Here is a 19,210-nt window from a genome sequence, read left to right as displayed (position 1 = left end):
GGCGGGTGGTCCCGCCCTGTTCGTAAGCCGTACCGCGCCTCAGGCTGCCTGGGCGTCCCAGATCAGCAGGCGCACCGGCGTCGGATCGTAGGCATTGCAGGGATTGTTGAGTTGCGGGCAGTTGGAGATCAGCACGATCACATCCATCGCGGCCTGCATTTCCACGTACTTGCCCGGCGCGGAGATCCCGTCCTCGAATCGCAGCCCACCCTCGGGCGTGACCGGCACGTTCATGAAGAAATTGATGTTGCTCACGAGATCGCGCTTGCCCATGCCGCAACCGCAATGCCCGAGCGCATGCAGGAAGCTGTCTCGGCAGCTATGCATGGAGCGCTTGTCCAGGGCATAGCGCACCGAGTTGCTTTCCGCCGCGCAGGCGCCGCCCAGGGTGTCGTGCCGGCCGCAGGTGTCGGCTGTGATGCGCAGCAGCTCCCGGCCCTGGCTGGAGATCAGGCGCGAGCCGGCAGTCAGGTAAATGTTGCCCGCCGCGCGGATGGTGTCCTGGGCACTATAGCGCTCGGCGGAATCCGCGGCGTTGTAGAACAGCGTATCGACCGCCTGATTGCCCTTGAGATCGAGAATCCGGAAGGTTTGTCCCTGGCGGATCTCATGCATCCAGGGCTCGCCCGCCGGCAGGGTGAAGTCGTAAATGGCGTCCTTGGGATCGAGCCTGCTTTCGACGATGGCCATGCTCAAGCCTCCTGGCGGAAAAGGATTTCGGTGTTGTAAAAGCCGCGCTGATTCTCAGGGCAGGCATTGCGACAGATGTCATCGATGGGCGCCGGACCGGAGCGCCAGGCCGTGAGTTGCACAGGCCTGGGGGCATATTCGGGATTGGGATCGAGCGGATGCGGCGCAGTGGCGAGCAGCACCAGCGTATGCATCTCGAAGCGCAGGTCGATGTAGTCGCCCGGCGTCGAATGCCCCGGCTGGAAGGCGAGATTGCCCGCCTCGTCCACCGTCACCTTGCTGAAGAAATTGATGTTGGCGACCAGATCGCGCGTCCCGAGCCCCCACTTCCCGGCCTCGATGAGCAGGCTGTCATAGCCATTGCGATGCATGGCGTTGTGGTGGGTCTGGTACGGCGCCTCGCCATGGCGCGCGCGTACCAGTTCGGCGTTGGAGACACCACCGATGGGGTCGTGCCAGCCCAGGCTGTCGGCCGTGATCGAGCACAGCACCCGGCCCATGTCGGAGTAGCAGACGTGCCCGCGGGTCAGCTTCGCGGTGTGCTGGGCCTTGAGGGTATCGGCCATGTTGTAGCGTTCCAGCTTCTCTTCGGCGTTATAAAACAGCGCCGAGCAGTTGGCCCCGCCCTGGGTATCCGTCAGGCGCAGGCTGGTACCGCGCTTGAGGATACCGGACCAGTGCGCGCCGGCCGGCAGGTGTTCTTCCCAGAGGATCTTTTCCGATGGGATCAGGGATTCTTCTGGCATAAAGGCTCCTTTGACGTGTGGCGGGTAAACCCGCAAAAAACCCGAGAGGGCGCGATAAACCTCTATCGCAACCTCCCGGGCTTTTGTCCCGCCGTGGAGCCTCCATCGAGGCCGGACCGCTCTCGGACCAGTCACCTGTCTCCAGGCCGGAACCCTAGCTGTCCTACATGATGCGTACTGGCGCACCTCTCAGCATTGATTTAGCAATCCGCGTGCCAGGCAGCCTGGCGAGATTTCAGCCGGTTTGCGCCATTCTCATGCAGAAACCATGCACGGTTTTGGCGCATTCGCCCCATTCTGGTGCTCAGAACAATTTCAGATAACGGCGGATCTCCCAATCGGAGACATGCCTGTGGTACTCCTCCCACTCCTCGCGCTTGTACTGCGCAAAGCTGCGGGCCATAATGGGGCCCATCACCTGCTCGCTCAGGGGGTCCTGCTCGAAGGCATCGACCGCCTCGCCCAGGGTTCGCGGCAGCGCGCTGATACCCATGGTATCGAGCTCTGCTTCGCTGTGCAGATACATGTTTTCGGCATGCGGCGCACCGGGGTCGAGCTCCTCCCGGATGCCTTCCAGGCCGGCAGCCAGAATCATTGCCGCACCAAGATAGATATTGCCGGCGATATCAGCGGCCCGACATTCCACACGACCACCGGCCAGCGGTATCCGCAGCATGTTGGTGCGATTGTTGTTGCCATAGGACACGAAGATCGGTGCCCAGGTAAAGCCGGACTGATTGCCGCGTCGCACCAGGCGCTTGTAACTGTTGACCGTTGGCGCGATCACCGCACAGATTGCCGGGGCATGGCGCAGAACACCGGCAGTGAACTGATAACCCAGACGGGAGAGCTTGTTACCATAGCGGTCCTTATCGGCCGCAAAGAGATTCCTCCCGCTTCCGAGTTCCGCCAGTGACATGTTGTAATGCGCGCCGCTACCGGTGCGATCACCGAAGGGTTTCGGCATGAAACTCGCGAAATAGCCATGGCGCCGGGCCATCTCGCCTACCATCAGACGAAAAAAGGTCACCCGATCGGCCATGCTCAGGGCATCGGCATACTGAAAATCCGTCTCGAACTGACCATTGGCGTCCTCATGGTCGAAGGAATACACATCCCAACCCAGTCCATTCATGGCCTGCACGATTTCATCCAGCAAGCCGTAATTGTCCAGGAAACCACGAACGTCATAACAGGGCTTGGCCAGGTTGTCGCGCGCACTGACCGGGGCAAAACCGCCATCTGCAGTATCCTTGAAGATGAAGAATTCCGTCTCGATCCCCAGGTTGAACTGAAAACCCATATCGGCTGCCTGCGCCAGCACGCGCTTGAGAATGCCGCGGCTGCAGGCCTCGAAAGGCTGGTTCTCCAGATGCAGATCGCTGGCGAACCAGGCGACTTCAGGATTCCAGGGAAGAATGGCCAGCGAATCCGGATCCGGACGGGCCGACACCTCTTCGTCATTCACCTCCTGCGGCACGCCATCGAGCGCCGCCCCGGTGAACAGTTCCGAGCCTTCGAGCATCTGCCCAAAATGCTCAAGGGGCACGATCTTGCTCTTGGAGATACCGTGGATATCGACGAAACTGGCCAGGGCATACTTGACCCCGCGAGCCTTCAGATCCGCTGCTAAAGTTGATTCCTGTCTTACAAACGGTGCGTTCATGCAACCTCCACGGTTTTAATGATTGACATCGGGCTCAGCGCCCGCCAACGGTGAATTTTCCTGCAGCGCCAGACGCAACTGCGCGCTCAAAGCCATGACGCAGGTTTCGAGCAGGGCCTCGCCCTGTGATTCAGTGGCCTCGCTGGGCCGCCCCACCACCCCATGCACACTTTCCAGATCGACGGTATACGAGAAAAAACAGTTGCTGGAGCGGTCCGGCTCATCGACAGCCCGTTCAGGACGCACCAGATCCGGGCGCAGCGCCAGCATCAGCGATGTCTCGGCGCAATTGGCATGGAAGTTCCTGGCATCGCTGTGATAGGTCCTGGAAATCCCGGGATCTATTTCCCAGAGCGAGCGCAGCGCAATACGCATCTGCGGATAGCTGTGGCGAATGTTCTCCAGACCACAGCGCAAGGGCGCCCAATTCGTAACGTGGCCATTGAGGATCAACAATCTTTCGAATCCCGCGCTTTCCACCCACTCCGCAATTTCGAGAATCATGCGAGCCAGGGTTTCCGGCCGTAGCGAAATCGTGCCCGGCCACTTTTTCGAATGTCCCAGCGAACAGCCATAGGAAAGAACGGGTAGCACCGGAATCCCCGTCCGTGCCGAGGCGCCCTCTGCCACGGCCACCACCGACAGCGTATCCACTCCCATGGGCAGATGCGGACCGTGCTGTTCGGTAGCACCAACCGGCAGGATGGCCATGCGGATGCCGCTGTCGCGGATGGCAACCAGGTCTTCCCAGCTCAGTTCTTCCCAACGTACCGGCTGACTAGTCATGGGCCTGTCGCCTCCCCGCGTGCGCACCGTGCTTCGCCATGCGTTCCAGCAGGCTGAAATCGGTCTGCATGCCCGAAGTCGCGCGGATGCGCGCCAGGATCTCGCCCTTCATCTGCACGAACTCGGGCTTGAGCTTCAGGCCCTGATCGCGCTCGTAGCCCCAGGGCATCGCATGAATGCTGTCGATGCGCCCCGGTCGGGGCGCCAGCACCACCACCCGGTCGGCCAGATACACCGCCTCCTCCACATCATGGGTCACGAACAGCACCGTGCTGCGTTCCACGGCAAAAAGATGCAGCAGCAGATCATGCATGACCTCGCGAGTCTGAGCGTCCAGGGCGCCGAAGGGCTCGTCCATCAACAGCACCTCCGGGCTCGACAGCAGTGCGCGGGCAATCGCCACCCGTTGCTGCATGCCGCCCGAGAGTTGGCTTGGGTAACTGTCCTTGTAGGGCGCAAGCCCCATCATCTCCAGCAGCGCATAGCCGCGATCGACGATGCCACCCAGTTCGCTGTCGTTGCGCACCTTGCGCCGATTGGCCTTCAGGCTGCGCGAGAAACGCAGGTTCTCCATCACCGTCAGCCAGGGATAGAGGCTGTAGTTCTGGAACACCATGCCACGCTCGGCGCCCGGACCCTGCACCGGCGCCCCCCTGAGCAGCACTTGCCCGCTGCTGGCCTGCTCCAGCCCCGCCGCAATCCGCAGCAGGGTGGACTTGCCGCAACCCGAGGCACCCACCAGGGCCACGAACTCGTTGTCGCGCACATCCAGGCTGATGCCGTCCAGCACCTGCAAGGGCGCCTCGCCCTTGCGCGGAAAGGTCTTGCCAACCGACTGGAACTGCAGTTTCTGGCTCGTCATGGGAATCACCTTGGCCATATCTCACCTCACCCAGGGGAACAGGCGCCGTTGCAGCCAGCGAAATGAAAAATCAAACAAGAGGCCAATGAGCCCGATCACCAGGATTCCGGCGAAAATGCGGTCGGTTTCGAGAAAGCGCTGCGCCGTCAGGATGGCATAGCCCAGCCCGTCATTGGCCGCCACCAGCTCCGCCACCACCAGATAGGTCCAGGCCCAGCCCATGTTCACCCGCAGGATATCCAGCAACTGCGGCTGACTGCCGCGCCAGATCACCAAAGACAGCAACTCCTCGCGGTCCGCGCCCAGGGTCGATGCCGCCTCCAGATAGCTGTGCGGGATGCGGCGCACGGTATCGGCCGTCATCACCACGATCTGGAAAAAGACACCGATGAAGATGATGGCGATCTTGGAACCCTCGCCGATGCCGACCCACAGGATGGTCAGTGGAATGAAGGCACTGGCCGGCATGTAGCGGATGAAGTCATTCAGGGGCTGGAAATAGGCCTCGGCCGACTTGAAACTGCCGATCATCACCCCGAGCGGCACGCCGATGATCACCGCCAGCAGGAAACCCACCATCACCCGGTAGATACTCACCCAGAGGTCCTGCCAGAAACCCTCCGCCCACCAGCGCTGGGCCGATTCCCAGACCGCCTGCGGGCTTGGCAGAAAGACCGGATCGGCAACACCGGTATTGGTGGCCCAGAACCAGCCCGCCAGGGGCAGGAGGAAGCCCAGGGTAGCCAGGCTCCAGTACAGCGGCCGCCCGATGTCCTGGCGAATGGCCGCGACCTGCTGATAGATCCTTCCCATGTGCACCTCCGCCTGTGAAGCCTTATTTCGCGACTGCCGCGTTGTAAAGGCTGGTATCGATATGGGCCTTCATGTCCGGCGCGCTCCGCAACAGCTTCTCGCTGATCAGGAAGCGCGAAATGACCGGGCCACTGTAGTAGAGCGAGATCGCCGTGTTGCCGGGGCTCAGGGCCTGCTGATTGAGCTTGGCGTCGAAAAACCGCGTGCCAGGCAGGAACTTCACATATTCCTCAGGCGGCAGTTTCACCTTGGGCGCCATGATCTTCGCTGCTGCCTGCGGCTGGGTCTTGATGAACTGCACGGCATCGAACCAGGCGCGGATCATGCCGATATAGTCCTTGCGATGCGCCGCGATGGACTTCTGCTGGGCCACCAGAAGATCGGGAATCAGACCAGGAATGTCCTTGCTGGTGAAGATCGCATGCCCCTTGCCGCTGGACTGGATGCGGTTCACCCAGGGATTCCAGACCGCCGCCGCGTCCACCCGCCCGGCCATGAAGGCCGCTGCCGCGTCCCCTGCACCCATGTTGACGATTCGCACATCCGAGGCCTTCATGCCGTTCTTTGCAAGCGCCTGCAGCATCAGGAAATGCGACAGGGTGTACTGTTCCAGGGCCACGGTCTTGCCCTTGAGATCCTTGATGCTCTTGATCGCCGGCTTGGCGAGGATGGCGTCATTGCCCGCCGAATTGTCATTGACCAGCACCACCTTCAGCGGCAGGTTCTTGGCAAAGGGCGCGAGGCTGTCGCTCAGGGCCTGGGAATTGGCATCGAGCCGGCCGGCCGAGAGTGCCTGGATCGAATCGGTGTAATTCGGGAACCACACGAGCTGCACATCGGCGCCATGCTTCTTGAAAAAGCCCTTCTCCTGCGCCACATACCAGGCCACCCAGCCCGGCCAGTCGCTCACGCCCACCTTGATTTCAGCCTGAGCGCCCTGCACGCCCGCCAGCGCCAGACCCATTCCGAGCAGCAACCCGCGTAAGATTTTCGATGTACCGCGCATATTCACCTCGCTTGATCTCTGGTCAATAAAAAAAGCCCGGGAGATCATCTCCCGGGCTTTTATCCCGCCGTGTAGCCTCCCCCGCGGGAAGCCGGAGTCTCTCGGTCCGAACGCCTGTGACCAGGCTGGAACCCTAGACCCCTTTCGGACTACCGCACTTGTGCAGACTCACCTTGCCATTCATACCTCCACAGGACCGCACTCATACTTCTGCAGGTTCCGTGCCAGCACAGAAAAGGCGCAAAAGCTGAAAATAGCCGGGAAAATGACAAGGGCTTGCCCCTTTTTGATACAAAAGCCTTGTTGTCGCACCAGGAAGGTGCAGAGCAATCAGATTTGCCAGCCTGCTCATCACGCAAGACACAGATCAGCGGGAACAGTTGAGCAAGTGCCGACTGGCGGGTAAGCTCCAGGCATGATCCAGATCACGCCAGATATCGCCCTCGACGAATCAGAAATACGCCTGCAGTTCACCCGCGCCTCCGGCCCCGGCGGCCAGAACGTCAACAAGGTCGAGAGTGCCGTACAACTGCGTTTTGACGTCGCCCATTCCCCTTCCCTGCCGGATGGACTACGTGCCCGGCTCATGCATCTTGCCGGCCGGCGCCTCACCGCCCAGGGCGAACTGATCATTGATGCCCGCCGCTTTCGCACCCAGGAGCGCAACCGCCAGGACGCCATCGACCGCCTGACCGATCTCATCCGCCAGGCTGCAGTCCCTCCAAAGCAGCGTCATGCCACCCGCCCGACAAAGGCATCAAAGCGAAGGCGGCTGGACGCCAAGCGCCGGCGGGGAGAAACCAAGCGTCTGCGTGTGCGGGACCAGGAGTAAGTTCAAGATGAACTCTAGAATTTATATTGTAACTGTATACGATTGTAGATCAGCTTTTCAGGGGCAACCTGGGAATTGACAACTCCTAACCGGTTTCTGGCAGAAAGCCCCTTTAGCCAGCCCTGAAAATTGTAAGTGGCATCAAAGTCAACTTCGGAAGAATTCTTGCCTCCAGGGTTGTCGTTGAGATCGTATTTTGCGTAACTCACAAGCAATAACCAGCTTTTCAAAGCATAGCTGCCACCAATCTTGTAAGCCTTGCCAGCGAAGGCGGTACTTTTCTCCACAAGACCGGCGGTCATGGAAGTAGTGTAAAGCGGATCTGTGGCAAACGTGTACGGTGACAGTATGCCGCCGTTGCGAAATGCGCCGGCTTGAAAAGGTACATAGTTGAATCCGGCCGTAAGCCCACTCTGGCCTTTCTTGATACCAACTAACACGCCATAGGCGGTGGAATCGACTTGGCCGAGCAGATGGGAACCGACATCCCACTCACGAACAAACTGCGCAGATACGAAGGGCTTTACATTCTTTGCATTGAAAATGTAATCCCCCTGTATGAAGGCCAAGTTGAACAGATCCGACAAGTAGTAATTCCATACCTGAAACTTCGCGCTCTTATCATCGTAAATTAACGACAGAACCGGAATGCCATCGGTGTCGGTCGGTGCTACCACCCTGTACAAGGTAGTAGCATAAAGACCTGTATTAACGAATCTGTCACTGACACGATCCTTGACTTTTGTAAGATAATTTGCCCCGATTGACAGAGCTGACAGGTTATAATTGAAGCTTGCTGCTTCGAATGTAACAGGAATCATCCTAGCATCGGATTGATGAGCAAATGGAGTGGTAATTTCCTGGCGCCCCAATGTGAAATCCATGGTCGAGGAACTGTACTGGACGTAAGCCTCTCCAAGCACATTGATCGTCTTGCCTGGCAGCGTGGCATCCACTTCGGCTGGGTTGTCGGGGTTCAAGCCGAGACCGTTTGCGGTATAAAAACTGACACCACCTGTGATCCCGGCTAGCGGATCCGTCTCGAAATGCAGTTTTCCACCAAGCGAAACAGCCCGTTGATCAATCAGCTGTGGCGCAGTGTCGCTAAAATCCTTGGTGAAATAATATACACGTGCATTGCCACTTGTTTTCCCTTTTCCGAAAGCCGCTGCAAGATCATCGGCTGCGTCAGCAGTATGGATTAACCCACAGCCAAGAAGAATATACGTAGCAAGCCGAAACATCATGCGTCTTTCCCCCTGTTGTTACACGTGCCGATAAGTTTGTATTGACAATCTCCACCACATTGGATGAAAAGGCAGCCCATCTGCTTGGCAATCGACCTGATTAGGCCTAGACCGCTTCGATACCCCGGCACCGGCACGGGTAACTGCTATCCCATTCTCTTAACTTAATGCAGGCTGCATGCCAAATAGAATGATGCCTAGGAAATGAAGTGTTTAGCGTGTTTTCACCGAAGCAAGAGATTAAAGCGGTACCAAAACGGTGCAGCAGATCTCTATTCGCACCAAGATTAAACAGCACACCCGACTCCAACATAAAACTTATACTAATTTTCTGCGCTGAAGCACTACAACAGGGGAAATAGCATTCTGGAAAGCCATAACATGTCTTCCGGTTGCGACCATTACGTCCCACCAGGTGTCCGATTAACAGATTATTCATGCATAAGCTGATCAAACCAGAGTGCACCAAGCTTTTCATGCACTGCATTTTGTCTCTGGCGCAAACCTAGGTTGACGAAATCAACATGGAATAAAGACTGATGTTGATCGAAGCACGAAAACACTGTTTTTTCTGCTTTCCCCGGATTTCCTCGATGACTGCAAAGGCATTGAGCACATACCTCTTTCAGCATGCATTGCATCGGACTGGTTACGGCGGCAATTGCCCGCAATCCCGGCTTGGCAAACATACGCAAATCTTCCTCGATTGCGGTGGCACATAACCGCATGGCTGCCGGCGTGTCGGAGACCAGTAGCAAATCGGCATTTTTCAACCAGGCGCCGAGGTGCTCGTCCTCAGCGCATCTGCGCAGGAAGGCGGGCCAGCCTAGGTGGCAGATTTCGTTGGGGCTCATCAGCATCGGCGTCGGTCCTTGGTCAATTACCCAAACCAATTGGTCTGCCAACTCCGCCGCCAACTCCTGCAGAGGCACAATTGCCTCTGCATCACGAAAATGGCCGATAAAGGTGACGTGATTGCCCTTGCTCCGCCAGGTTGCGCTAGCGTCCATTAGGCTCGTGAAAGCCGCCCGATGACCAATCACGACGATATGCTGTCCCTCCACGATGGGTACCCCCGTGCCGGTGGGCCCCATGAGCACCACGGGGTCGCCGGGCTGTAAACTGCCGGCAATGCGGGTGGATACCCCAACTTCGTTGACCATCAGGGTAATGAGTCCACGTTCGCGATCAACATGAACCCCATCCAGGGCGACTCCCTCCATCTGCAGCCGGGTGTTACCCATGGTCGAGGCGAGGCCTGCATAATTTTGGAGCCGAAAGATCTGGCCCGGCTGCCAGTTTTGGGTTGCTTGCGGCGCGTGAATGGTCAAACGGACCAAATGCTGGCCTAATCGCTCCACCGATTTGATTCTGGCCGAGAACCGGTTGTCTAGATCGGCCGCGAAGCGCCGCCATAGCTGGTCGAGGGTCGCAGTGTCCGCGTGGATGGTGGCTTGGCCCTTGAAAAGATCAATTATCTCGCAGGCACCTTTTCGCCCTGAGGCCATTGCCTTTACCACGCTTCCATGGAAATGCGGATGGTTATCACCATAGAAACTCACTTTTTTGGGACCGGGATAACCAGTCAGGAATCCTGTCTCCCTGGATTTGCAATGTCCCAAACCCGGAATCGGGTGCACTTCCTCGCCATCGGCGCTGGAGGAGAAGGCGGCATAGAAGCGACCCTGCATGGGGAATGTGCCGGGATGCTCCCTTTCATAGGAGGTATTAGGCGTGCTGCCAGCAGCAACGAAAACGGAACGCGTGGCAAGTTCGACTTGCTCGCCAGCATCCCGCCAGTTGCCATTCGAGTCCTGTGCCTGAAGGGCGAACAACATGGCCCGGACATGCCCGGCCTCATCCAGCTTGGCCTCAAGCGGGGAAAGGGCTTCGGCATAAAAAATGCCTTCCTGCAACGCCTTTTCAATCTCTTCATGATTACGCAGATAGGCTGGAGACTGCGCCATTGAGCGCCGATAAACGACGGTTACTCCTCCCCAAGCATGAATAAGGGAGATAAAGTCCGGCAATGTACCGTTTCGATTCGCCCGCTCCCGTTCCTGTCGGACCTGCCGGCCGTGAGCAAGCTGTTCCTCTAGAATGATTCGTTGAGCTGGGTCCAACGACGCATGAAGTGCATCCATACGTCCGGTTTCCGCAAGTGCTTCATATCGCTCAAGCAGCTTTTCCACTTGACGAATGTAGTAAGCCTGTACCTCGGTCGCAGTATCTATGGCCGTCAAGCCACCACCAATGATCAGGGCAGGCAGACGCACCTGCAGATTTGCCAGACTCTCCCACTGGGCAGCTCCCGTTAGCTGCAAGGCCATGAGAAAGTCGCTGGCTTGGCGGATGCCTTGGGCAAGGTGATTTTTCATGGGCAGAACGGTCGGCTTGCCGGCGCCTGTACACAGCGCTACGTGATCAAAGCCAATTGCCCAGGCATCCTCGACAGTAAGCGTGCCGCCAAAGCGCACGCCACCATAAAGGCAGTAATACGCATTGCGGCACAAGGCGAGCTGAATGAGCTTGAGGAAATTTTTATCCCAGCGTACGGTAATACCGTATTCCGCAACCCCGCCGAAGCCGGCGATGCGCCGCGAGTCCAGCGATTCGAAGAGTTCGTTGATGTCGAGGATCGGTACGGGCACCTGTTCAGCCGAGCCTGTCCACCACGACGGCAGGGGTTCGATCTTGAGGCCGTCAATGGCGGCAATGCCAAAACCCGCCTGTAACAGGTGATAGCTCAAGTTGAACCCGGCCGGACCGGAACCCACAGTAAGTACCTTGAAGCCATTATAAGGCAGGGTGTAAGGTCTTTCGCGGTTGAGTGGATTCCATCGCGTCAACAAGAAGTAGACTTCGAAGCCCCAGGGCCAGCCTAGGATATCCGTTAGAATGCGTGTTTCGATCTGCGGAATGTCGACCGGCTCCTGTTTTTGGTAAATGCAAGACTTCATGCAGTCATTGCAAATCCGGTGTCCGGTGGCGGGCAGCAGCGGATTATCAATCATGATGACCGCCAATGCTCCTAGAGTGAAACCGTCCCGCTTGAGCACATTTGCTTCGGATATTCGCTCTTCCAGCGGGCAGCCGGTCAGTTCGACGTCCAACGGATTGCGTCGGAACTCACCGTCCTTGCCCTGGAAACCTTTAGAGCAACGGTCACCTTCATGATCGTGACAGAATACACAGTAGTGGACCTGGTCCATGACCTCGCGCAGACTGGCGCGCGCGTCGGTCAGAGAAAAACCATCACGTTGCCGCCATTGTTCTGGCGGCCCTTGCACACGCCCGGCCGGATCAGAAGGAACAGGAGTCACTGGGACGAGCCGAACGAAATCGCGCTTGCGCGGGACACGAAAACTGACCCAATCCTTGATCCGTTGCCGCCCTGAAGCTGTACTGATCGCGGCCCAGACCCAGTCCTCCACCAAAGAAAGCAGTACCTGATCATTCGCCGCACTGGATTGTTGCCAGAGTCGGGCGATGGCCAGCTCGGGATCAATGTCTTGTACATCTGGTAGGAAAGCACGTACACGCGCATCCAGTTCCCCGAAATCCAGCATCTGGCCCACGCGTTTTTTACGGATAGTCGGCTTGACAAAATGTTCCTTGAAGGCATGCACCGGCTCGTCCTGAAATTGCTGCGCGCGCAACCCAGCCTGGGCACGTTCAAGCCCGAAGACCATCACCAGGAAATCCTCCAGATGCCGGGCCGATTCGATCAGCAGATCAGATTCTGCTGTGGCTGTAAGGCTCCCTTGGCGCCTGTAGCTATCAAAGCGTACCGCTAGGGCCTCGTCCCGCTCCTCCAGCCAGCGCTGAAACTTTTTATCCAGCTCCGGCAAGCGTTCCGGCCGGTATAAATCAGCATAGGAAAATCCCTCTATGCGCAGGTGGAGCTGTTGACGGGTGTTTGATAGCAGACTCTTGGGACCTTGATCCGCGCCGACAAATGCGTTCATTCCTGACTCCTGTATCTACATGTCATGACAAGTTGGAAACACCTGCCGGGCTACAAGCCCAGCAGTGCTCCCAGCCCTTCCGGACCCACTTTCATGCCGAAACCATCGCCGTCCGATAACTCATTGTCCATGGCCTTCATGCTCTCCTCGCGGATCAAGACCATGATCTCCTGCTTGAGCTGCAAATAGTCCGGGCTGGTGGTCATCGCTGCTTGTCTTGGGCGTGGCAGAGGTACAGTCAGCATCCGCTTCAGGGTACCAGGCCGGGTGCTCATTACGCCTACTCGGTCTGACAGGAATATGGCCTCATCGATGTCATGGGTAATGAAAAGTACAGTGATGCCTAGCTGTTGCATCATATTAGTGAGAATTTGCTGCATGATGGCGCGCGTCTGTGCATCCAGCGCCCCGAACGGTTCATCCATCAATAATACCCTGGGCCCAGTGGCCAGGGCGCGCACAATGCCGACACGCTGCTTCATGCCACCGGACAACTGGTCCGGATAATGATTTTCAAAAGCCAGCAGACCGGCCAGCCCTAGTAGGGTGCGGGCGGCGCGTTCCCTTTGAAACCGCGCAAGGCCTTTCATCTTCATACCGAATTCAACATTCTCCCGAACTGTTTTCCAGGGAAACAACGAATACTGCTGAAAAACCACACCACGATCCGCGCCTGGCCCCATTACCGGTTGGTCGTCAATCAGAATGCCGCCCGATTGCGGGCGTATGAAACCCGCCACGGCATTGAGCATGGTCGACTTGCCACAGCCAGATGGTCCTATGATCGAGACGAACTCCCCTGGCCGAACATCCAGAGAGAATCCCTCCACAGCGAGAAACGATTCCCCATTTTGCTTGAAGGCAATGTGCAGATCCCGAATCACCAGCTGCCCTTTCGCCCGGCTATCCATGCTTTTCTCCTATCTATGCAAGTGGACCCAGGGCATCACGATCCTACCCGCGAAGCGGATCAGTGCGCTACTGAGTAGACCCAATAATCCAATGATCATCATACCTACAGCGATATCGGCGTATTGGATGAGGGAATACGCTTCCCAGGTGAAATAACCAATGCCGAATTGTCCCGAAATCATCTCCGCAGCAATCAGCGAGACCCAGGCTACCCCCATACCCAAGGCAAGCCCAGTGAAGATATGTGGTAGTGCGCCAGGCAGAATGACCTCTCGAAGCAATGCGCCCTCGCCTGCCCCGAGGCTCCTGGCCGCACGGACCAGGACCGGGTCGAGATCGCGCACACCTTGATAGGTGTTCAACACGATGGGGAAAAAGGCGCCAAGAAAGGTGATAAACACAATGCTCGATTCCGAAGTCGGCCAAAGCATGATGGCCATGGGAACCCAGGCGATGGCAGGCACAGGACGCAGGACTTCGAATACGGGAAACAGGAGATCCCTGGCCAAGGTATAGCGTCCAATGACCAGACCAGACGCCACACCAAGAATGGCAGCGATGGCGAACCCTATAAAGACCCGGCGCACACTCACAATGATGTTCTGGAACACCGAATCCGTGTGGCTCATGCGTATTAAGGATTCAAAAACACTGGCGGGATCCGGAATGTTGCCAAAACGGATGTAAAAATCCACTCGATAATGTGTTGCTAGATACCAGAACAGGGTCAGGGCGGATAGTGACAACAGGCCAAGCAGATAACTTCTGGCATTCGCCCGTATCGCTTGCCAAAGGCTGTGGGTCTGAGATTTTGCTTGCACCTGCATTCTCTGTAGCACACCAGTGCTGTTGCGTAGATGGACAACGGTACCTGATGCGCGAGTCTCGGTTGTCGTTCCCACTGCTTTGGTATCTGCTGTCGTGAAGTGCGATTGCACACGTTCCGGGGTTTCCATATTAAGTCCTCCGGGCGGCTATGGAGAGTGCCTCTGCAAAGGTCGCGACCCGACCACCATGTTTGGCCACATACGAGGCGGCGTCCTTTTTCAGGAGAAATGGCGTCAAACGTGGCTTATCCCCAGAGCCATCACTGATGGCGTAAAATGCCTTGTCTGCGAACAGTTTCGTGCCTCTGGCCTGGTCAAATAGATATGCCACTAGAATCTTTTTGCCTTGATTCTGCAATTGCTTGTATGCTGCCAAGGTACAGTCCGGCGAACTGTAAGCCGAAATGCCCTCATCGGAGGTCCATATTTCGCCCGCCTGCAGAGCTTGATCGATCGACTGATTGCAGAAGTGGTCCTCACCACTGACCACAGTACCCGCCATTGAAGCCTTCTGCTTCTCATAATCCAGGCTGGTTTCCTTAAAAGCCTGCCTGAGATAGGTTTCATTCACCCAGGGATCGGGATTAAAACCCTTTATCTTGTTCATGCGCTGCAATACCTGGGCGTCGTAGCGAATGGTTTCCAACCACTTGGATTTGATGCTCGGATCCAAAGTCATGATCCCGCCAGGACCCAAAAAGATATACACGACCTCCTTGTCCGTCCCTGTCCACTGCGCGATTTTTTCCGCAGCCTCTTTAGGGTTTCGCTTCACCCATTCATCAGCCGCCAACATTGCTTTGAGATAGGCAACCACCACTTCCGGATATTTATCGGCAAAATCCTGCCGAACGACCACACCATGAAAAGTGGGCACACCGGTTTCCGCACCATCAAAGATCTTTCGGGCAAAACCACGGAATGGTAAGAGTTCTGCAAATGGTACAAAGTCAGCGTGGGCATCAATTTTGCGTTCCTGCAGATTGCTGGTGCCGACCTCCGGACTCTGGCTGGAAAGCTTGAAATAACTTTCTGGCCAGCCCCGATCCTGCATGGCTTTGAGCAACATACCATGCGCAGCGGATCCAAAGGGAACTGAGAGCGATTTCCCTTTCAGATCTTCCAATTGATAGTAAGGAGAATCTTCATGTACCACTACGCCATTTCCAGAACCACTAGCGTTATATGCAATCAGGCTAATAAGATAACTTCTGCTGTCCGGATTGGACTGAAAGGTGTATCCATTTATGATGAGCGGATAATCACCCATCATGCCAATATGCAGCTTATTGGCCATCATGGCATTGGTCACCGGGGGGCCAGAAGTGAAGTTCTGCCAGTTGACCCTGTATTCTACATTCTGATATTTGCCGGATCGGGGTAGGTACTTTTCCAGTAAGCCTAGCTCCCTGATGATGACACCAGCCGTGACGGTGTTGGTTGTGGTGTTCTGTGTGCCAATTCCCAGCGTGATGACTTGCTTCGTATCAGACTGTCCCTCAGGGGAGTTTTTCTGGTCCTTCTGACTACAACCGATGATAGAGAGACTAAGAACAGTGGTGAGCAGTACACGTCTCATTGAGAGCCCCTTTCAGCGCAATAATAGCCCCATTTTATCCTGGATCCCGTCCCACTGAGCTGCTTCCGCCAGCGGTTCCCTGCTTTCACTGATCACTGGCCAGCTTCTGGCAAGTTCCGCGTTCAACTCGACGAAGTGGATCTGGTCGGGCGGTAGATCTGTTTCAGCAAAAATGGCATTGGCCGGACATTCAGGTTCACAGAGAGTGCAATCAATGCATTCTTCTGGGTCAATGACAAGGAAGTTAGGCCCTTCATGAAAGCAATCCACCGGGCACACCTCCACACAATCTGTATATTTGCAGCGAATGCAGTTCTCGGTTACGACAAAAGTCATTGTTTCCTCCCAAATGTCAGGCAGGCATCTTCGCCAGAGCCCAATCGGCTAGCTTGCGTACATCAGGATCCGGGTCCAATTGTGCCTTTCGTAAAAATGGAACAGCTCTTAGATCTCCTATTTCACCCAGCGCCAGGGCTGCCTCCTTGCGCAGATTGCTCACATCATGGAATAACGCTTCTGAGAGAACAGGCACCGCTCGCCTGCTTTTGATTTTGCCGAGGCTGATCGCCGCCTTGGCGCGTACCTGCCAGAAATCATCCAGCATCACAGAAATCAAGGCGTCATCGGTTTCGGCCAATGCAAGTTTACCGATCATTGCCGCCGCTTCCTCCCGTACCTGCCAATGGCTATCGGAGATGGCTGCAACGAGGGCCTGCATTGTTAATCCGCTATCCGAGAAGCCCAGTGCACCAACAGCCATGCGGCGCACCTCGGGATCGAGATCATTCCTCGCTACTTGGGCAATCGCAGGCAAAGCTTCCGGATCCTTCAGATAACCTAGAACGCCTGCTGCTTCGCGACGTACGTCGGCATTCATGTCTGACAAAGCGGCCAACGATGGCGCCAAGCTGTCAGGTAATCGCAAGGAACGTATAGCCCGCAACACTGAGGCACGCACGAAGGGATCGGGCCGTTGCAGGCGTTCCAGGAACAGGTCGGCCAGGCCGGGATGCTTCAGTTCCTCCAAAGTATGGGCCGCAGCTTCACGCACACCGGCATCACAATCTTCCAGCGCATCTAGAAGGGGCATGAGGATGGCATTATTCTGAAACTCTTCGAGACCTCGTGCTGCCTCTGTTCGCACTCCGGCCTCTACATCGTGCAATGCTTCAATCAGCATCGGCACGGCTGCTTCATTACCGGTGTCCACCAGCTCCATGACCGCAATACGTCGAACCTGGGCATCGGGATCTTCCAGCCGGTCCTGCAGCTTTTCCAATTCATCAGTAATAACAAATGTCATCATTGGCCGGCTCCTAACGTAGCAGGTAGGGAATATCCACCTTGACAGCACCGGTTGGGCAATCTGCTTCGCAGGGCGTGCAATACCAGCACTCATCGAACTTCATGTAAGCAGTGCCATTAACGTGATCGATGGCCAACACATCCAGCGGGCACACCTCGACACAGACGGTACATCCCTTATGAGCGATGCATTTATCGGAATCCACTGTGACCGGCACGCTGTTTGATTGAGTTGCAGTAGGCATATTAATCTCCTGTCAGGCGTTAACGGCGTTTTCAGTCACGCGTAAACGGTCGTAAGCGGATTTCTCTTGTTCATCGAGATCAACGAGGTAGGGTGCTACCGGGCGGGTCAGGCAGGTCATTTGCCCCTGCGCATCTTTTTTGACCTGGACATGCACAAACCAGTCCTTATCGTTTCGATCGGGATAATCCACTGTGTAGTGATAAAGTCCCCAGCGGCTTTCCTTACGAAAGAGGGAGGCGCGCGCGGCCATTTCAGCGCAATCCAGAATGGCGTGCACCTCCATGGCACGCATGAGCTCATGGGGATTTGCGGCATACAACAAATCCAGATCCTCGCGGATTTCGGCGAAACGCTCCAGACCAATTTCCATCTTGCGGGTGACTTTGGGCGGTTGTAGATGGTCATTCACCAGCCGACGCAGCTTGTATTCCACCTGATTGGGCGGTAGGCCATCGCTTCGCCGCATCGGTGCCGTCATCCGTAGCCGTTCCTGTTCCACCTGCTTGCTATCGACGGTCGCGAACTCATGGTCGTCACAGAAATCGGCTGCACTTTCACCTGCGATTTCCCCATAGACGAAAGCACCCAGCATGTAATTGTGCGGCACGCAGGCGAGATCGCCGGCGGCGTATAGTCCTGGTACCGTTGTCTCAGCGCGTTCACTGATCCAGACACCCGAGGCGCTGTGACCACTGCACAGACCGATCTCCGAGATATGCATCTCTACCATTCGCTCTCGATAGTTGGTTCCGCGCCGTTCGTGAAAGCGTCCCCGGCTCGGGCGCTCGTTGGTGTGGAGAATCTGCTCGATTTCGCTGATGGTTTCCTCGGCCAGATGATCGAGCTTCAGGAAAACCGGGCCGTTACCCCCCTGCAGCTCACGGTGAAACTCCATCATCATCTGCCCGCTCCAGTAATCGCACTCAATAAAGCGCTCGCCGCGTGCATTGGCCGTATAGCCCCCAAGCGGCCCGGTTACATAGGCGCAGGCAGGGCCGTTATAGTCCTTGATGAGTGGATTGATCTGAAAACACTCAATGCCTGAGAGCTCCGCGCCGGCATGATAGGCCATGCTGTAGCCATCGCCGGCGTTGGTCGGGTTTTCATAGGTGCCAAAGAGATAACCCGAAGAGGGCAATCCCAGGCGCCCGGCGGCGCCGGTGCAAAGAATCACGGCCTTTGCGCGGACCATGACGGGCTCCCCCGTGCGAGTCTCCAGAACCATGGCGCCGGCAATGCGTCCGTTACTGGTCAAAAGGCGCGTTGCCATGAAACGATTGGTGACTTCCACCCGAGCCCGTTTGAGCTGACGGTAAAGCACCTTTTTCATGTTATGGCCTTCGGGCATGGGCAGTACGTAGCTGCCCAGGTGGTGGACCTTCTTGACGTTGTAATCGCCGGTTTCGTCCTTTTCGAACTTCACGCCCCATTTATCGAGGGTCTGAATCATGTCAAAACTGCGCTGGGCATATGTCATAACCGTTTTTTGATTGACGATCCCGTCATTCGCGATGGTGATTTCCTTGACATACTGTTCGGGCGTGGCGTGGCCGGGAATGACAGCGTTGTTGAGGCCGTCCATGCCCATGGAGATGGCACCGCTTCGTTTGACATTGGCTTTTTCCAGCAGCAGCACCCGAAGGGTCGGATTTTTGGCTTTAGCCTTGACGGCGGCCATGGGTCCCGCAGTGCCGCCACCGATTACCAGTACATCTACTTCCATG

17 protein-coding genes and 2 riboswitches are annotated in these 19,210 nt (G+C 56.6%); of the genes, 1 reads left to right on the top strand and 16 read right to left on the bottom strand.

The genetic code is table 11. The annotated features are described in order from the left end of the window. Nucleotides 1-39: 39 nt before the first annotated feature. From WOB96_RS10170 to WOB96_RS10140, 7 genes are all read right to left on the bottom strand, one after another. Nucleotides 40-690 carry an urea amidolyase associated protein UAAP2 gene (locus tag WOB96_RS10170; protein WP_341371181.1) on the bottom strand — a complete coding sequence of 217 codons (651 nt, stop codon included), beginning with the start codon at nt 688-690 and terminating at the stop codon, nt 40-42. A 2-nt stretch (nt 691-692) separates the two neighbouring features. Next, nucleotides 693-1,436: an urea amidolyase associated protein UAAP1 gene (locus WOB96_RS10165; protein WP_341371180.1), complete on the bottom strand. Its 744-nt coding sequence runs from the start codon at nt 1,434-1,436 to the stop codon at nt 693-695. 70 nt (nt 1,437-1,506) lie between these two features. Beyond that, a riboswitch (guanidine-I (ykkC/yxkD leader) is annotated at nt 1,507-1,605 on the bottom strand. A 135-nt stretch (nt 1,606-1,740) separates the two neighbouring features. Beyond that, nucleotides 1,741-3,102 carry a type III glutamate--ammonia ligase gene (gene glnT, locus WOB96_RS10160; RefSeq protein ID WP_341371179.1) on the bottom strand — a complete coding sequence of 454 codons (1,362 nt, stop codon included), beginning with the start codon at nt 3,100-3,102 and terminating at the stop codon, nt 1,741-1,743. 15 nt (nt 3,103-3,117) lie between these two features. Next, nucleotides 3,118-3,888, bottom strand: coding sequence for a creatininase family protein (locus WOB96_RS10155; RefSeq protein WP_341371178.1), 771 nt, complete (start codon nt 3,886-3,888; stop codon nt 3,118-3,120). After that, nucleotides 3,881-4,750, bottom strand: coding sequence for an ABC transporter ATP-binding protein (locus WOB96_RS10150; RefSeq protein ID WP_341371177.1), 870 nt, complete (start codon nt 4,748-4,750; stop codon nt 3,881-3,883). The genes WOB96_RS10155 and WOB96_RS10150 overlap by 8 nt, the downstream gene beginning before the upstream one ends. 21 nt (nt 4,751-4,771) lie before the next feature. Beyond that, nucleotides 4,772-5,563, bottom strand: coding sequence for an ABC transporter permease (locus tag WOB96_RS10145; RefSeq protein ID WP_341371176.1), 792 nt, complete (start codon nt 5,561-5,563; stop codon nt 4,772-4,774). 22 nt (nt 5,564-5,585) lie between these two features. Beyond that, nucleotides 5,586-6,539: an ABC transporter substrate-binding protein gene (locus WOB96_RS10140; RefSeq protein WP_341371175.1), complete on the bottom strand. Its 954-nt coding sequence runs from the start codon at nt 6,537-6,539 to the stop codon at nt 5,586-5,588. A gap of 76 nt (nt 6,540-6,615) precedes the next feature. Next, a riboswitch (guanidine-I (ykkC/yxkD leader) is annotated at nt 6,616-6,717 on the bottom strand. 267 nt (nt 6,718-6,984) lie between these two features. Here WOB96_RS10140 and arfB point away from each other — a divergent pair. Then, on the top strand, nt 6,985-7,401 hold the full coding sequence (arfB, locus tag WOB96_RS10135) for an alternative ribosome rescue aminoacyl-tRNA hydrolase ArfB (protein WP_423229735.1): 417 nt from the start codon (nt 6,985-6,987) through the stop codon (nt 7,399-7,401). A gap of 14 nt (nt 7,402-7,415) precedes the next feature. Here arfB and WOB96_RS10130 read toward each other — a convergent pair whose 3' ends face one another. The 9 genes from WOB96_RS10130 to WOB96_RS10090 form a co-directional block, all read right to left on the bottom strand. Beyond that, on the bottom strand, nt 7,416-8,648 hold the full coding sequence (locus tag WOB96_RS10130; RefSeq protein WP_341371174.1) for an OprD family outer membrane porin: 1,233 nt from the start codon (nt 8,646-8,648) through the stop codon (nt 7,416-7,418). Between the two features lie 431 nt (nt 8,649-9,079). Beyond that, nucleotides 9,080-12,616, bottom strand: coding sequence for a pyridine nucleotide-disulfide oxidoreductase (locus WOB96_RS10125; RefSeq protein ID WP_341371173.1), 3,537 nt, complete (start codon nt 12,614-12,616; stop codon nt 9,080-9,082). Between the two features lie 50 nt (nt 12,617-12,666). Continuing rightward, nucleotides 12,667-13,527, bottom strand: coding sequence for an ABC transporter ATP-binding protein (locus WOB96_RS10120; protein WP_341371172.1), 861 nt, complete (start codon nt 13,525-13,527; stop codon nt 12,667-12,669). Between the two features lie 9 nt (nt 13,528-13,536). Further along, nucleotides 13,537-14,484, bottom strand: coding sequence for an ABC transporter permease (locus tag WOB96_RS10115; RefSeq protein WP_341371171.1), 948 nt, complete (start codon nt 14,482-14,484; stop codon nt 13,537-13,539). Between the two features lies 1 nt (nt 14,485). Continuing rightward, a complete protein-coding gene (locus WOB96_RS10110; protein ID WP_341371170.1) occupies nt 14,486-15,934 on the bottom strand; it encodes an ABC transporter substrate-binding protein in 1,449 nt (482 codons plus the stop codon). A gap of 12 nt (nt 15,935-15,946) precedes the next feature. After that, nucleotides 15,947-16,270: a ferredoxin FdxA gene (gene fdxA, locus WOB96_RS10105; protein ID WP_341371169.1), complete on the bottom strand. Its 324-nt coding sequence runs from the start codon at nt 16,268-16,270 to the stop codon at nt 15,947-15,949. 16 nt (nt 16,271-16,286) lie between these two features. After that, the gene (locus WOB96_RS10100) at nt 16,287-17,240 is read right to left on the bottom strand and encodes a HEAT repeat domain-containing protein (RefSeq protein WP_341371168.1); all 954 of its coding nucleotides are present in this window, start codon (nt 17,238-17,240) and stop codon (nt 16,287-16,289) included. A gap of 10 nt (nt 17,241-17,250) precedes the next feature. Then, a complete protein-coding gene (locus WOB96_RS10095) occupies nt 17,251-17,484 on the bottom strand; it encodes a 4Fe-4S dicluster domain-containing protein (RefSeq protein ID WP_341371167.1) in 234 nt (77 codons plus the stop codon). A gap of 12 nt (nt 17,485-17,496) precedes the next feature. Further along, nucleotides 17,497-19,209 (bottom strand): fumarate reductase/succinate dehydrogenase flavoprotein subunit, encoded by a 1,713-nt coding sequence (locus WOB96_RS10090; protein ID WP_423229738.1) that lies wholly within the window; start codon nt 19,207-19,209, stop codon nt 17,497-17,499. Nucleotide 19,210: the final 1 nt, after the last annotated feature.

It is taken from the genome of Thermithiobacillus plumbiphilus (genome assembly GCF_038070005.1).
Lineage (GTDB): Bacteria > Pseudomonadota > Gammaproteobacteria > Acidithiobacillales > Thermithiobacillaceae > JBBPCO01.
Note: the sequence above shows the minus strand (reverse complement) of the source record. Positions and strands in the feature narration are given on the sequence as shown.

Bases quoted from the DNA above. Each gene is read 5' to 3' on its own strand.
- WOB96_RS10170 (WP_341371181.1), bottom strand. From the start codon at position 690: ATGGCCATCGTCGAAAGCAGGCTCGATCCCAAGGACGCCATTTACGAC.
- WOB96_RS10165 (WP_341371180.1), bottom strand. From the start codon at position 1,436: ATGCCAGAAGAATCCCTGATCCCATCGGAAAAGATCCTCTGGGAAGAA.
- glnT (WP_341371179.1), bottom strand. From the start codon at position 3,102: ATGAACGCACCGTTTGTAAGACAGGAATCAACTTTAGCAGCGGATCTG.
- WOB96_RS10155 (WP_341371178.1), bottom strand. From the start codon at position 3,888: ATGACTAGTCAGCCGGTACGTTGGGAAGAACTGAGCTGGGAAGACCTG.
- WOB96_RS10150 (WP_341371177.1), bottom strand. From the start codon at position 4,750: ATGACGAGCCAGAAACTGCAGTTCCAGTCGGTTGGCAAGACCTTTCCG.
- WOB96_RS10145 (WP_341371176.1), bottom strand. From the start codon at position 5,563: ATGGGAAGGATCTATCAGCAGGTCGCGGCCATTCGCCAGGACATCGGG.
- arfB (WP_423229735.1), top strand. From the start codon at position 6,985: ATGATCCAGATCACGCCAGATATCGCCCTCGACGAATCAGAAATACGC.
- WOB96_RS10130 (WP_341371174.1), bottom strand. From the start codon at position 8,648: ATGATGTTTCGGCTTGCTACGTATATTCTTCTTGGCTGTGGGTTAATC.
- WOB96_RS10125 (WP_341371173.1), bottom strand. From the start codon at position 12,616: ATGAACGCATTTGTCGGCGCGGATCAAGGTCCCAAGAGTCTGCTATCA.
- WOB96_RS10120 (WP_341371172.1), bottom strand. From the start codon at position 13,527: ATGGATAGCCGGGCGAAAGGGCAGCTGGTGATTCGGGATCTGCACATT.
- WOB96_RS10115 (WP_341371171.1), bottom strand. From the start codon at position 14,484: ATGGAAACCCCGGAACGTGTGCAATCGCACTTCACGACAGCAGATACC.
- WOB96_RS10110 (WP_341371170.1), bottom strand. From the start codon at position 15,934: ATGAGACGTGTACTGCTCACCACTGTTCTTAGTCTCTCTATCATCGGT.
- fdxA (WP_341371169.1), bottom strand. From the start codon at position 16,270: ATGACTTTTGTCGTAACCGAGAACTGCATTCGCTGCAAATATACAGAT.
- WOB96_RS10100 (WP_341371168.1), bottom strand. From the start codon at position 17,240: ATGATGACATTTGTTATTACTGATGAATTGGAAAAGCTGCAGGACCGG.
- WOB96_RS10095 (WP_341371167.1), bottom strand. From the start codon at position 17,484: ATGCCTACTGCAACTCAATCAAACAGCGTGCCGGTCACAGTGGATTCC.
- WOB96_RS10090 (WP_423229738.1), bottom strand. From the start codon at position 19,209: ATGGAAGTAGATGTACTGGTAATCGGTGGCGGCACTGCGGGACCCATG.